Source organism: Erythrobacter sp. S249, from assembly GCF_057364975.1.
This window is the reverse complement of the sequence record NZ_CP200287.1, coordinates 2331131-2345201: the sequence shown is the minus strand read 5'-3', so window position 1 is coordinate 2345201 and position 14071 is coordinate 2331131. Positions and strand designations below refer to the sequence as shown.

Genomic DNA, 14071 nt, shown 5'->3' with positions numbered 1-14071 from the left:
TTTGTCACTGAGTGACAGTTTCCGGGCTAGCCTTTTGTCGCGCTTCGCCTTCCAAGACCTTGCTCAGCTCGCCCACGGTCATAGGCTGGCCGAATAGAAACCCTTGAACCGCATCGGCGCCGACGCGCTTAGCAACCAACAGGTCAACCTCGCTCTCGATCCCTTCCAGCAGGCATTCCACACCCAAGGTGCGTGCCATACCAGCCAGCGAAAACAGAACCTTCTCAGTCATAGGATCGCCGGAGTTTTCCATCAGCGACCGATCCACTTTCAGCTTCTCAATCGGCAGACGCCGCAGATAGCTGAAATTGGAATAGCCGGTCCCGAAATCATCCAGTGCAATCGAGAAACCCATCTCAGAAAGCCGCTTGAGATTGGTGGTCGCCTTGTCGAGATCGATCATCATCGCCGTTTCAGTCACTTCAAACTCGACCAAGGCTGGATCAATTTTGAAGTCGCGGGCCATGTCGATTATCTGATCAATGCTCGGATCGCTGATCAGATCATGGCACGACAGGTTTATTGCGATCGGCACCGGTGCCGCCCACAGGGAAAGCGTACGGAAGGCTCGCTCTACGACCGTCAGCGTGATCTGCGTAATCAGGCCGCTTTCTTCAGCCACCTTGATAAATTTGCTCGGCTCCACTTCGCCAATGATCGGGCTGGACCAGCGGGCCAACGCCTCTGCCCTTACAATCCGGTTTTGGCGCAGGTCCACTTGCGGTTGATAAAGCAGCTCGATTTCATCTTGCAGGTTCGCAAATCGCAGAGCCTGTTCGACCTTATAGCGCTCATCGGCTTGCTTGGCATGAGCCGCGGTGAACAAGACAGTGCGGTTTTTGCCCTGCTTCTTGGCCGCCATCAACGCGTAATCGGCCTCGTTGATTTGCGACCGTGCGCCTTGGGTCAAATCCATGACCTTGCAGCCCATAGACCCCGAAATGCGCACATAGCGGCCCTCGATGACATAGGATTTGGCGAGTTCTTCGAGGAGCTCATCGCACCACGCTTTGATGGCCGCCTCGTCTCCGCTGGACTTCAGGATGATGTTAAATTCATCCCCGCCCATCCGGCTGACATGGGCTGTCTCGCCGCAATGCGCCATGAGCCGATTGGAGACTTCCTTAAGCAGCAAATCGCCGACCAAATGGCCATGCACGTCATTGACGGCTTTAAAGCCATCGAGATCGACTAAAATCAGCCATAGGTTTTGAACTGGCGTCTGTGGATCGTCCCGGCTCTCTTTTGCTTGGCGGCTGACGTCGTGTTTGGATTTGCGAAGTGCCTCAAAGAAGGCGCGGCGATTGGGCAGGCCTGTAAGACTGTCTGAGAGCGATTTGTGCCGCAGGCTTTCACCGACGACACGCGCCTCGTCGAGCTGATCTTCTGCGTCCAGTTTCGCAGTGGCGATGTAGGTGATCGACTTACGCAGGTAATATGTAATAGAGAGCGAAGCTATGACCGCGCCAAACACCAGAAAGCCAAACATCACCTGATCGGACGATCCGAGGCGCGGGAAATACGTCACAAAAGCGATACTTGCGAAGATGATCGAAAGAACCGATTGGCGCGTACTAACGCTGGAAAGCGCAAACAGCATCACCAGAATCACGAAATAGACGAGCTTCTCTGGTGCGAACAGCAAATTGAGCGTCGTAACGACGTTCATCACAACCAAGAAATTCACAACAACGAGTAGGCGTTCCAACAGGTCAATTTCAGTTTCTTCGCGCAATCGGAAAAAGCCAACAAGTGCGACCAAAGAGGTCAGCGAGGCAAAGCCAACCACGACCCAAAGCTCAATCCCCTGATAATAAAAGAAATTTGTTGGGAGAAGAAGCAGGTAATACGATGCAAAGACGGCGAAATAACCACGAATAATCGGCCTATAGATCTCCTGCACCGCCGAGGCAGTTTTGGAAGTCATTGAGGCTGATAGTTTCGCCATTGGCGTTTACGCTCCGAGATCGAAGGAAACCCAATAGGCACAAGTGGTTAAAGCGAAGTAAGTATTACCCCGCAAATGCTGCGGCCAATTCTTGGCCAAATTTCAGATTTTACACGGTCGAAACAAGTCAGAAAGAAGCGTGTTAGCTGCCTGGCTTACGCGCCGTGTTCTTTGCGGGCCAATTCATGCAGCCAATCGGCGTGACGCGGGGCTTTCTTCGTCTCTGACCATTCATCGAGCATGAGCGGCGCAACCCGTTTCAGCTCAGCATATTGCTCTTCCGTGCCGATATCGGCGGCGAGTTCAACGCGGTGGCCGTTGGGATCGAAGAAATAGATCGATTTGAAAATGCCGTGGTGCGTTGGGCCGAGCACGTCGATCCCTTGCGCCTCAACATGCGCCTTTGCCGCGAGCAATTCAGCTTCGCTGCTGACCCGGAAGGCCAAATGCTGAACCCAGGCCGGTGTGTTCTCGTCGCGGCCCATGTCCGGCTGGTTCGGCAGCTCAAAGAACGCCAAGATGTTGCCGTTCCCCGCATCGAGGAAGACATGCATGTAAGGGTCGTAATCGCCGGTCGATGGGACATGGTCCTCGGCAAAAGCCGTGGTGTATTCCATGCCCATGACGCGGGCGTACCATTCGACGGTTTCTTTGGCGTCCTTGCAGCGATAGGCCACGTGATGGACACCGCCGAGTTTCACGGGATGCGAGTTAGCGGCCGCGCTCATTCAGCCGGCTCTTTTTCAACATCAAGCACACCGCGCGCGACCTGATCGCGCTCAATGCTTTCAAACAGAGCTTTGAAATTGCCTTCGCCAAAACCGTCTTTGTAGTCACCCACGCGCTGGATGAATTCAAAGAAGACCGGGCCAATGCGCGGTTCTGCAAAGATTTGGAGAAGCAAGCGAGGGCTGCCGCCTTCGGTCGTTCCATCTAGCAATATTCCGCGCGATTTGAGCGCCGCTTCGTCCTGGCCATGGCCCGGCAGGCGTTCCGACAGCATCTGATAATACGTCTCAGGCGGGGCGGTCATGAACGGCACATCCAGCTGCTTAAGACGGTCCCAACACGCAACCAGATCATCACAGATAAGAGCAATGTGCTGAATGCCTTCGCCGTTATATTCGCGCAGATATTCCTCGATCTGTCCCTTGCCGTTTTCGCCTTCCTCATTCAGCGGAATGCGGATTTTGCCATCGGGTGCTGTCAGCGCCTTCGAAGTGAGGCCGGTATACTCGCCCTTGATATCGAAATAGCGGATTTCCTGGAAGTTGAAGAGCTTCTCATAGAAATCGGCCCAATAGGCCATCCGCCCGCCATAGACGTTGTGCGTCAAGTGATCGATCAGTTGGAAACCGCAGCCCTCAGGGTGCTTTTCGACGCCGGGCAGGTATTCAAAATCGATGTCGTAAATGGACAGGCCCTCGCCCGCGTCATCAGCATAGCGGTCAATCAGATAGAGGATCGATCCGCCAATCCCGCGAATGGCTGGAATGCTGAGCTCCATTGGGCCGGGAGCGTTGGCAACAGGCTCCGCGCCCTGCTCCAAAACATGCTCATATGCAGCGGCGGCATCACGCACACGGAAACCCATGCCGCAAGCGCCAGGGCCGTGCTCACGCGCAAAGTACCAAGCGGCGCTGCGCGGTTCGTAATTCACGATCAGATTGATGCCACCCTGACGCCACAGATCGACGTCCTTTGAGCGGTGGGTCGCCACATGGGTAAAGCCCATGGCTTCAAAAACAGGCTCCAGCACGCCTTTTTCAGGAGCACAAAACTCAACAAACTCAAAGCCATCAAGGCCAGCCGGGTTGTCGAACAGATCAGATGGATGCTTGGTCATGTGCGCGCCTACTCAAGAGTTAATTGGTTACGTTTGTAACTAAATACGCTGTTCGCAGGGATTTGTCAAAGGGCAAACGCACTGATGCTAGATGGATCGCTTGGGGCTGACCCCGACCAAGCAACGCTAGACGACACGCCCAATATTGCGCCTGCGCTCGTCCTGAGTGACGGCCAGTTTTGCGCCGAACGGCTGCCCTCCGAGGAAGGCGTTTGCGGTCGCTTCATCGCTGAGGTCCGCATTGCCGCTCACCCGCTGTCGTTCGGCATTGCGGCCGAGCCAGATAACATCGCTGCCCGTTTTGGAGTGGTTGATGGTGTAGGTTTCGACTGTCGCGCTATCGAAAGGTCCCTCGCCGCGCGGCACCGCATTTGTGGCCATGGGCAGTTTTTCGAACCGGTCGCTTTCTGACCAATCCGCTGGTTCCGTGGAATAGACACCGGTCGCATATTTGCTCATCCAGCCGCCGTTCGCGCCCACCAAAGCATATGCGCCGCGATTGCTGCGGACCCGTTCCACGGCTTCGCAAATGGCGTGGGCTGAGTAATTGTTTCCCGCCCCGCCAAAGAACGGCAGACCGCCCGTCAGCGTCAAGCCGCGCGGATCATCATGCGCTATGCCGAAATGCTCGCATTGGTTGAACACCGGGATCGCAAAGCAGGAGTAGAAATCGAGGAATTGCATGTCGGCGATGCCTTTGCCAGCGCGGGCCAAGGTCGCTTCAACGCTGGCGATGGAGGCTGGATTGGCCGACAGGTCCGGCCGCTGAGACAGCTCGAGCTCTGTTGCCGATGACACCGCATGGATATGCACCCACTGGTCTTCGGGCACGCCCAGCTCGCGCGCTTTGCCTGCACTGGCTATGATAATGGCAGCCGCCTGGTTCACCTGATCGCGCGCCACCGTCATCCGTGCATAAGGCTCCGCGACAATCCGGTTGCGCTCGGTGATGGTCGCCAGATCTTCGGCGCTGCGCTCTTTTGGGGCCGCTGCGTGCGGATTGCTCTCTGCCACCTTGGTGAAAGGCGCAAACAGCTCGCCAATCTCGCGGCGATACTCGTCCAGACTCTTGCCAGTCTTCGCACGACGCGCGTTCTCAGCCAGAGCGTAGAGCGGGATCGCACCAGTCGCCCCATGCGCGAACAGGCCCAGCTCCATCAACCCGTCATTGCCAAACCCGCGATCTTCTAATTGCCCGCCGACCTCTTCTGACCAGTCCGGCTTCTCACCTTTTGCCGCCAGGGCGAGTACGGTCGAGATCGCTTCTGACCCAACAATTGCCGCACAGTCCGACTTGCCCTCGGCAATATCGCGCGCAAATTCGCCAACCAAATGCTGGTTGTATTGCCCGCCAGTGGTCGAGAGAATCGCGCGCTCTGGGTCCGCGCCCACGCGCTTTGCAAAGCTGCGCGGGACATTGTCCGAACCGCCAAAGGGCGGCTTTCGGTCCGGGCGCGAGATCTCAAACGCGCGAATTGCCGCGAGCGTATCTATTGCCGCCGCGACATTGCCGCTCGCCATGCTATCGGTGATCGCAGCGGCCAGCGCCCTTCCGCCCAGGTCCATGTAAGAGAGCGCTTCGTAGCCCGCTTGCTGGACCTGTTCGGAATATTGGCCGGCGCCGATAATGACCGGCGTGTTGTCGGCAATGGTCACGTGCGGATCAATCGACGAAGTCGGTGACGCGCTCGACGATGATGGCTGGCGCCATACCGCCCGCTGCGCACATCGTGACGAGGCCGTAGCGCTTGTCTTGCCGCTCCAGTTCATCAACCATGGTGCCGATCAGGATCGATCCAGTCGCGCCAATCGGGTGACCAAGCGCGATAGAGCCGCCGTTCACATTGACCTTGTCCCAATCGAGTTCAAGATCGCGGACGAACTTGGCCGCCACAACTGCAAACGCCTCATTGATTTCAAACAGATCAATATCGTCCTTCGTTAGACCCGCCTTTTCAAGAACCTTCTTGGCCGCTGGCACCGGCGCATTAAGCATCAGCGTTGGATCATCGCCCATATTCGCGGTCGCGACGATCCGCGCGCGCGGTTTCAGGCCGTTTTTCTGGGCGTAATCCTTGCTCGCAACCAGAACCGCCGCCGCGCCGTCGACCACGCCGGAGCTGTTGCCCGCATGGTGGAAGTGCTCAATCTCAAGATCGGGGTATTTCTGATTGATCAGACCGCGAAAAGTCGTGCCATTCGCATCCAGCGGAACGTCGGCGATTTTTGCAAAGGCAGGCTGGAGTTCTGCAAGACCATCCAGCGTTGTCTCTGGACGCGGATACTCATCTTTTGCCAGCAGAACATTGCCCGCATCGTCCGTCACTGGAACAACCGACGCTTCAAACTTGCCCGCTTCAATCGCGGCGGCGGCGCGCTGCTGAGAACGGTAGCCAACCTCGTCAAGTTCCTGACGGGTAAACCCCTCCATGCTTGCAATCGCATCGCCGCAAATGCCCTGATGCGATTGCGGGTGAACGCTTTGTAGACGCTCGTTGTAGCTGCCCATCATCGGAGGCTTGATCCCGGCCTTCATCTTCTCCTGCATCATCGCAGCGGTCAGGCTCATCATCTCTGTACCGCCGGCAACCACGCAATCTTCCATGCCGCTCATCACTTGCGCTGCAGCGAGACTGACCGAGGTGATACCGCCGCCGCAGAAGCGGTCGAGCGTCGTGCCGCTGGAGGTAATGTCATAGCCCGCATCGAGCGCAGCCATGCGGCCAAGGTCGCCCGCCTGCATGCCGTCTTGAGTCGAAACCGACCAGATCACATCATCGACGGTGCTGGTGTCGAGGCTGTTGCGATCCTTGATCGCCCGCATCACGGTCGCTGCCAGATGCTGCGGATGCTCCGCCGCCAGAGCGCCTTTGCCCTGCTTGCCAATTCCGCGCGGGGTGCGCACCGCATCGATGATATATGCCTCAGCCATGATTTCCTCTTCCACTTTTCCAATTTCAGTTGACGTGTCCGTAAACCGCCTGCACCACTGACACAAGAATTCAGTTTCAAATCGAAATGGCAAAATGAAATGCCATTGAAAAAAGTGGAGAGAGCGAATGAGCGAAGGCGCAACAAGGGAAGTGCTGACCGAGGAACGCGATGGCGTTTTGATCATGACGATCAACCGGCCAGAAGCCAAAAACGCGATGACGAAAGCGGCATCCGAAGCGATTGCGGCGGCGCTTGATCGGCTCGACGCAGAAGATCACCTGCGCGTTGGCATCATCACCGGCGCTGGCGGCACGTTCTGCTCCGGCATGGATCTCAAAGGCTTTCTGCGCGGAGAGACCCCAAGCGTGCCAGGTCGCGGATTTGGCGGGCTCACGGAAAAGGGCCCGGCCAAGCCGCTGATCGCCGCCGTTGAAGGCTATGCGCTTGCCGGCGGGATGGAGCTGATGATCTCCTGCGACCTGATCGTCGCCAACAAAGACGCAAAATTCGGCATTCCTGAGGCGAAGCGCGGCCTCGTCGCCGCAGCCGGCGGCCTCATCAAACTGCCAACCATGATCCCGCCAAAGATTGCGATGGAATTGGCGCTGACCGGTGAGTTCATCGGCACAGAGCGCGCCTATGAACTCGGCCTGCTCAATCATGTAACCGATGGCCCAGCGCTCGACGCAGCGCTGGAACTGGCCAAAAAAATCACCGCCAATGGCCCGCTCGCGGTCAGGGTATCCAAGCAGATCGTCGCCGAATCGCGCCTCTGGGCTGATGACGAGCGCTGGAAAGAACAAGCCAAGCTGATGGGACCCATCTTCGTTTCCGAAGACGCCCGCGAAGGCGCAGCGGCCTTCGCCGAAAAGCGCGCGCCGAACTGGAAGGGTAAATAGAAATAGTTTTGGCTTGAAAAGCCGGGGCCGCCCGCGCCCTCCACCCTTCCGCCCGGGTGGTATCCCGGTAGGCTCCGGGTGGAAGGGTGGAGGGCGCGGGTGGCCCCGGTGCACAGGAGAGAGAAATGTCAGTCATCAATGTAGCGCAGCCGGAATTCATGGAAGACGAAGAAATTTCGATCTTCGCCGACGCGGTAGGCAAATTTTATCAGCAGCACGCCCCGGAAAAGCGCGTTTTAAAATGGCGCGAAGACGGTCAGGTGGAGCGTGAGTTCTGGAACGAAGCCGGTGAGGCGGGTCTACTTGGCGTCTCTGTGCCGGAGGAATATGGCGGGCACGGCGGCGATTTCCGTCATGACATCGTGGTGCTTGACCAACAGGCAAAGCACGGCGTCGAAGGGTTTGCCGCCAGCCTGCACAACACCGTGATCCTGCCCTATCTCGTTCGCCACGGCACCGAGGAGCAGAAGAAGAAGTACCTGCCTAAGCTGGTGACCGGCGAACTGGTCAGCGCGATTGCGATGACTGAGCCCGGCGTTGGTTCGGACCTGCAAGGCATCACAACCACCGCGCTTAAAGATGGCAATGGCTACCGCATCAACGGCGCCAAAACCTATATCTCCAGCGGGCAGACAGCCGACTTCATCATCGTAGTCGCCAAGACCGACCCGAACGAACGGGCAAAGGGCATCTCGCTGATGCTGCTCGAGACCGAGGGCGCAGAAGGGTTCGAGCGGGGCAAGAAGCTCGACAAGATCGGGATGGATGCGGCCGACACCTCAGAGCTGTTCTTTGACGATGTGTTCGTGCCAGCGGAAAACGTGCTCGGCGGGGTTGAGGGCAAAGGCTTTTACCAGCTGATGGGCGAACTTCCTCAGGAACGCTTGATCATTGCGATGGGCGCCATGACCGGCATCGAGAAAGCGCTCGAGACCACGATGGAGTTCGTCAAGGATCGCAAGGCCTTTGGCCAGACGATCTGGGATTTCCAGAACACGCAGTTTGTGATGGCGGAACTGGCCGCGCGCAGCACCGCGGCGCGGGTCTTCGTCAATCATTGCATCGCACAGCACCTGAAGGGCGAGCTGGATGTGCCGACCGCATGCATGGCCAAACTGATGGTCACAGAGCTGCAGGGTGAAGTCGTCGATAAATGCCTGCAGTTCCACGGCGGGGCTGGCTTCATCAACGACTATCCGATTGCCCGCATGTACCGCGATTGCCGCATCACGCGGATCTTTGGCGGTTCAAACGAAGTGATGAAAATGGTGATCGCGCGCGGGATGTAGGTTCGCGTCACGATACCGTGCCGCCCGCGCCCTCCACCCTTCCACCCGGATCGTAACCCGGTGTGATAATCCGGGTGGAAGGGTGGAGGGCGCGGGCTGGCTAAGTTCAGAAAACCAACGCACAAACAAAAAGGGGCGGCTCGCTTGTGCGGACCGCCCCTTCTCTTTGCCCTCTCCCAAAGGCAAGCCGCCGCTAGGCGGACCTGGTCGTGGTGTGAGCCTTAGAACTTGCCCCGAACGGTCACACCATATGTTGCTGGCTCTTGCGCGAATGCAGAGCGTGATGAGCCGCGCAGCACGGTGTTGAACGTCACACCGCGTGTCACTTCGTCGGTCACGTTCACGCCCCAAACTTCGACCGTCCAGCTCTCATCCTGAGCGCCAATGCCAACCCGCAAGTTCACCTTGGTGTTGCTGTCCTGAACATCGAACGGCACCAGCGGCGCTGCATCAACCGCGGCTTGAATATCGCCGCCAAAGCCCGCGATGATCGCCGCGCTTGGCACGGTGGTCGCTTGCGTTGACGTGCGGCGATCGCTCTCTGTCCGGATCTGGCCAGAGAAGAAACCGCGCAGATTACTGCCGATATCCTTATCGTAGTTCACACCAGCAATGGCCACGATATCGGGCGCATTGGTGAGCGAGTTTCCGCACAGCGAGGTGACGTTGGCGTTTGGCACGCCGCCATCGCAATCCTCGGGATAACGCGCGTCTGTCACCGTCAGGCCAGCATTGAAGGTCAGCTCCGGTGTGGGCCGGATCACCGATTCAATCTCAACGCCTGACGAAATCGCCCGGTTAACATTGAAGGTAGTGAACTGAGCGCCGGTAAATTCCAGAACCTGGAAGTTTGAAAACTCCTCGACAAACCCGGCCACGTTGAGCGTGACGGCATCATCCAGGAATTGCGCCTTCACGCCGACTTCATAGGCATCGACTTCTTCCGAGAGGAAGGTTGGGTCAGCGCCGCCAGCATTCGCCGTAATATCAAGGTTGATACCGCCCGACTTATAGCCATGCGTGAAGCTGGCATAGGCCGTGACCGGTGCATCAAATTGATACGCAATCTTACCGGTATAGATCAGCTCGCTGTCGCTAAATGGCACTTCGAATTCCCGCGGCAGCGGGAATGCAATCGCATCACTTCCAATCGCAGGCGCGGTGAAGGCGAAACAGCCCGTGCCTAGCACACTGCCAACCAGGTCCGGCCCGACGGTTGCAGCAATAGTCGGCACGCCGCCTAGCAATGTCAGGCAAACCGGATTGTTGCTCGCAGTCTGAGCAAACCCGCCGGTCTTGCTCTCATCCGAATAACGCAGGCCCAAAGTCAGGCTGAGGTTGTCAGTGATGTCGAGCGTGTTGTGAGTGAAGATAGACCAGCTTTCGCTGCTCTGAGCATAGACGTTGGTTGCCGACGTGCCATTTGGGCTGATGCCGTTACCATTGGGAATGCCGTCCACAATAAGGTCTGTGAGAAGCGTGAGCGGCGCTGGGCCCAATGCACCGCCAAACAGTCCGGCAATCTGCAGATCGTAGTCCGCACCGAGTGAGAAATCGATATCCGAATCAATCGTCTCATCGGAATAATAGCCGCCCACGAGCCAGCTTAATGCGCCGTCAAATGCCTCACCTTGTAAGCGCAGCTCAGCGGTGAATGTTTCAATGTTGGTGTCGAGCCGATCGACATCGAACACGTCTAGGCCAGAGAAGCTAGAATCGTAATTCTCAGAGGATGAGAAGTCGCGATAAGAGCCGATGAAGATAAGGTCAGCATTGTCACTGATCGGGAATTCAATTTCGCCGACGACACCCCATTGCTCCACACTGGCAAGCGGAACGCGGCTGGCCGTTGCAACCCGGTTGTCTATCGCGCGCTGAGCGGCGGTTACGTCAAACGGCTGAGTGGCTGGAAGCGGCGTTGCCATGCCAGCCCGAGCGGGACCGCCCACCGCGGTGACTGCGCCTTCGAAAGCTGTGTTCGCAAGCACTTCAATCGCTGCGCAGCACTGGTTTTCGCTCTCGGTGTAATCGAAGATCAAGCGAGCGCTGACACCGCCTTCGCTCTCATAACCCAGCTGCCCGCGAACAAGGAACTGATCGATCGTATTCGATTCGCCGATCTGCGCGCCGGTGCCATCGATAATATCGACCGTCCCGTCACGCTGACGATAAGCGCCCGTCAGACGGAGCGCGAGCGTGTCTTCAACGATCGGCGCGTTGATCGCGCCCTGCACATTGATGAGGTCAAAATTTCCGTAAGTGCCGTTCACAAAGCCGCCGAACTCGTTGAGATCGGGGCGGCGGGTCGTGATGTTGAGCGCACCGGCGGAGGTGTTGCGGCCAAACAGAGTGCCCTGCGGACCGCGCAGAACCTCAACCCGCTCAATATCGACAAATTCGCCAAGCGCGATGCCCGGACGCGACTGATACGCGCCGTCAACGAAGATGCCGACCGCGCTTTCAAAACCGATGTTGTTAGACGTCGTACCCACGCCGCGAATCCGCAGCACGACCGAACCCGACGCGATTTGCGCATTGGATGTCGAGAAACTGGGTGAAACCTGAGTGATGTTCTGAACGTTGACGACGCCTTGCTTATCAAGCTGTTCGGGCGTGACCGCAGTAACCGCAATGGGGATGTCTTGGACATCTTCGGCTCGGCGGGTGGCGGTGACGATAATCACATTATCGCGGGCCGTTTCCTCCGCATCTGTTTCATTGTTCTGAGCCAAGGCTGGTTGAGCCAGAATGCTCGTCGCCATTAGGCCAGCCGCGTAAACTGCGAACTTTTTCGTCATAGGTTTCCTCTCCAACAAACCGATGTCTTATTTTTTTAGGTCGCAGACTAGTCACGCGCGAATTCAATTCGCAAGAGCGCGACGTGGGTTCTCAAAAATTGATGCAAAAATGCAACATACTGTGCTGCAGCCGCAGCAAATGTGCACTTTTTGCTGCGGCTGCGAAATATACTTGCGAGTTAGCTGAGGTTAGCCGCTTTGTAGCGAAACCGACCTAGAGCCTGAATTAGAACCCGTAGCGCAGGCCAAACCACACAGTGCGCGGCACGCCCAAGTCAATCGCGCCGTTCGAATTGCGGGTGACGACCTCTTCATCAAGCAAGTTCTCACCGCGCAGCACGGCTGAGAACTCACCTGCAATCGGCACCTGGAAAAACGCATCCAAAGTGGTTGCTGCAGGCAGAGAGGTCGTTTCCTGATCGTCTTCGAATTGCGCTCCGGTATGACGCAAAGTTCCGGCAAGCCGCCAGCCTTCGGCAGGTTCCCACGCGAGCGTGGCGGAGAAAGCGAGCTCTGGCGTTTGCGGAGGGCGATTGCCGTCGAGCGCGATGGATGCGCCGGAACCCGCGATCTCAGCATCGGTGTAGGCCAGCGAGCCGTTAAAGCTCACCTGACCAAATTGGAGCCCAAGCGCCGCCTCGATCCCCTGCGCTTCAATCGCTGGCAGATTTTGCCGTTGCCGCAGGGTTGGCGTGAGAGTGACGTTGGCAATCGCGTTCTCAACCTGATTGTCGAACGCGGTCAGAGCCAGGCTGACATTGTCATTGGGCCGCCAATCGAGACCAATCTCAAATCCTTCAAGCCGCTCATTTTCGAGCGCGGCATTGGCCTGCGTCACCACCGGAAACACCACAAAGGGACGGTACAGCTCATTAAGGGTCGGTAGCCGCAAGCCGGTGTAGGCCGCTGCGCGCAGGCCTAGCCCGCCGCCGACATCATAGGATGCGCCCGCGCGCCAGGAGAGCGTCCAATCGCTTCGATCCGGCGCGATTGTTTCGCTGACCAAGGCCCCGCTGGCATCGACTGCCCGGAAGAAACCGTCCGAGATTACTGTGCGATCGGCCCGCAATCCGCCCGTCAGCAATAGCGCGCCAATTTGCCAATCGTCCTCGACGAATAGACCGAGATCACTGTTGGTGCCGCCCGCACGGCGGCGCTGCGTCAGTGCTCCAGTGAAGGCGCTAAACGCCTCCTCCTGCAATTCGCCATCAGAGCGGCGGTAGTCGACGCCCAGACGGACATTATGCCCGCCACCAACCGGCGGGCGCACTTCGATCTTGCCGCCAAGCCCGGTCGAGGGCGTGTTGCGCTGATCAAGCACGCGCACAAAGCGGGTGGAGCTGATCACGATGTTGGAGAAATTGCGCGCCTGAATATAGGCCAGCGCATCAAACTGCCAATCACCCCGGCCCACGAAACGAATGCTCGCGTCCTGGCCTTCGCTGGTGGAGTCTGCGCCGTCAAAGCGCAACGTTCGGGCGTCATCAAAGACCTGCACCCGCGCTTGCAATTCGACGTCATCCGTCAATGGCGCAGCGGCTCGCACACCGACGCTCCAGCTGTCGAAAGCGGCGCGCGCTGTTGCGGGCACGCGCTGATCCTGCGGCGTGGTGAAGAAGCCCTGCCCGCGGTCCCAACGGCCGCTCACAACGGCAAAGCCGGAGCCGAGATTTGCGCCCAGGCTGGCGCTGGCTTCGGTTCCCTCGCGGTCATTCACCAACAGGCTGGCATTGACCGGGCCAAGCGTCTCGAGGCTCGCGCTTTCAAGCTCAATCGTGCCCGCCAACGCGCCTGCGCCGAACGGACCCGAGCCGCCGCCGCGCGTCACACGAACACGGCCCAATTGCTCAGGCGCAATGGAACTGAGCGGGACGAAACCAAAAAACGGATCGGTAATTGGCACCCCGTCCAGCACGACCAAGGCGCGGCTGGTCGCATTGCCGCCTAGCGCCCTTAGGGTAACGCCCTGCGCACTGGGGTTGGAAGAACGGCTGTCAGAGCGGCGGAATTGCTGGAACCCAGCGACATTTCGCAGCGCATCTTCGATCCGGCCAGAGCCAGTGGCAATGATCGCATCACGGTCAATCTCGCTCGTCGCGTAGACGCCGGTGGAGGCTGCCTGCTCCAGCCCTTCACCGGTGACGACAATCACATTGTCATCGCCATCGGCATCAGATCCTTGGTCTTGGGCATAAAGCGGTGCGGACAAAACGAGGGGGAGAGCGGCCGACAGCGACCATCGCATTTTCAACATGGGCCGCCGCTTAGACGAACCCCGCCCGCAAGTCAGTTGCAAAATGCAATCGTGACTCGCTTTTGCGGCCATCGTGTGCTTACCTCCACACCAACAGGAGAGA

General features: G+C 58.1%; 9 protein-coding genes. 2 read left to right on the top strand and 7 right to left on the bottom strand.

Features of this window, described 5'->3' with window-relative positions; translation table 11 throughout:
- Positions 1–4 precede the first annotated feature (4 nt).
- From AC0V6V_RS11105 to AC0V6V_RS11085, 5 genes are all read right to left on the bottom strand, one after another.
- Positions 5–1927, bottom strand: a complete 1923-nt coding sequence (locus AC0V6V_RS11105; RefSeq protein WP_486165447.1) for a putative bifunctional diguanylate cyclase/phosphodiesterase — start codon at positions 1925–1927, stop codon at positions 5–7.
- Positions 1928–2103: 176 nt separating this feature from the next.
- Positions 2104–2676 carry a VOC family protein gene (locus AC0V6V_RS11100; RefSeq protein ID WP_486165446.1) on the bottom strand — a complete coding sequence of 191 codons (573 nt, stop codon included), beginning with the start codon at positions 2674–2676 and terminating at the stop codon, positions 2104–2106.
- On the bottom strand, positions 2673–3794 hold the full coding sequence (hppD, locus tag AC0V6V_RS11095) for a 4-hydroxyphenylpyruvate dioxygenase (RefSeq protein ID WP_486165445.1): 1122 nt from the start codon (positions 3792–3794) through the stop codon (positions 2673–2675). Before hppD ends, AC0V6V_RS11100 begins: the two co-directional genes overlap by 4 nt.
- Positions 3795–3920: 126 nt before the next feature.
- The gene (locus AC0V6V_RS11090) at positions 3921–5450 is read right to left on the bottom strand and encodes an acetyl-CoA acetyltransferase (protein WP_486165444.1); all 1530 of its coding nucleotides are present in this window, start codon (positions 5448–5450) and stop codon (positions 3921–3923) included.
- A gap of 7 nt (positions 5451–5457) precedes the next feature.
- The gene (locus AC0V6V_RS11085; RefSeq protein ID WP_486165443.1) at positions 5458–6726 is read right to left on the bottom strand and encodes an acetyl-CoA C-acetyltransferase; all 1269 of its coding nucleotides are present in this window, start codon (positions 6724–6726) and stop codon (positions 5458–5460) included.
- Between the two features lie 127 nt (positions 6727–6853).
- On the opposite strand from AC0V6V_RS11085, the gene AC0V6V_RS11080 reads away from it, so the two are divergent.
- The gene (locus AC0V6V_RS11080; RefSeq protein WP_486165442.1) at positions 6854–7627 is read left to right on the top strand and encodes a crotonase/enoyl-CoA hydratase family protein; all 774 of its coding nucleotides are present in this window, start codon (positions 6854–6856) and stop codon (positions 7625–7627) included.
- A gap of 125 nt (positions 7628–7752) precedes the next feature.
- On the top strand, positions 7753–8916 hold the full coding sequence (locus tag AC0V6V_RS11075) for an acyl-CoA dehydrogenase family protein (RefSeq protein WP_472644263.1): 1164 nt from the start codon (positions 7753–7755) through the stop codon (positions 8914–8916).
- A 221-nt stretch (positions 8917–9137) separates the two neighbouring features.
- Here the strand turns inward: AC0V6V_RS11075 and AC0V6V_RS11070 are convergent, their stop codons facing one another.
- Positions 9138–11714: a TonB-dependent receptor gene (locus AC0V6V_RS11070; RefSeq protein WP_486165441.1), complete on the bottom strand. Its 2577-nt coding sequence runs from the start codon at positions 11712–11714 to the stop codon at positions 9138–9140.
- A gap of 226 nt (positions 11715–11940) precedes the next feature.
- The gene (locus tag AC0V6V_RS11065; protein WP_486165440.1) at positions 11941–13968 is read right to left on the bottom strand and encodes a TonB-dependent receptor plug domain-containing protein; all 2028 of its coding nucleotides are present in this window, start codon (positions 13966–13968) and stop codon (positions 11941–11943) included.
- Positions 13969–14071 lie beyond the last annotated feature (103 nt).

Bases quoted from the DNA above. Each gene is read 5' to 3' on its own strand.
- AC0V6V_RS11085 (WP_486165443.1), bottom strand. From the start codon at position 6,726: ATGGCTGAGGCATATATCATCGATGCGGTGCGCACCCCGCGCGGAATT.
- AC0V6V_RS11070 (WP_486165441.1), bottom strand. From the start codon at position 11,714: ATGACGAAAAAGTTCGCAGTTTACGCGGCTGGCCTAATGGCGACGAGC.
- AC0V6V_RS11100 (WP_486165446.1), bottom strand. From the start codon at position 2,676: ATGAGCGCGGCCGCTAACTCGCATCCCGTGAAACTCGGCGGTGTCCAT.
- AC0V6V_RS11080 (WP_486165442.1), top strand. From the start codon at position 6,854: ATGAGCGAAGGCGCAACAAGGGAAGTGCTGACCGAGGAACGCGATGGC.
- AC0V6V_RS11065 (WP_486165440.1), bottom strand. From the start codon at position 13,968: ATGTTGAAAATGCGATGGTCGCTGTCGGCCGCTCTCCCCCTCGTTTTG.
- hppD (WP_486165445.1), bottom strand. From the start codon at position 3,794: ATGACCAAGCATCCATCTGATCTGTTCGACAACCCGGCTGGCCTTGAT.
- AC0V6V_RS11105 (WP_486165447.1), bottom strand. From the start codon at position 1,927: ATGACTTCCAAAACTGCCTCGGCGGTGCAGGAGATCTATAGGCCGATT.
- AC0V6V_RS11075 (WP_472644263.1), top strand. From the start codon at position 7,753: ATGTCAGTCATCAATGTAGCGCAGCCGGAATTCATGGAAGACGAAGAA.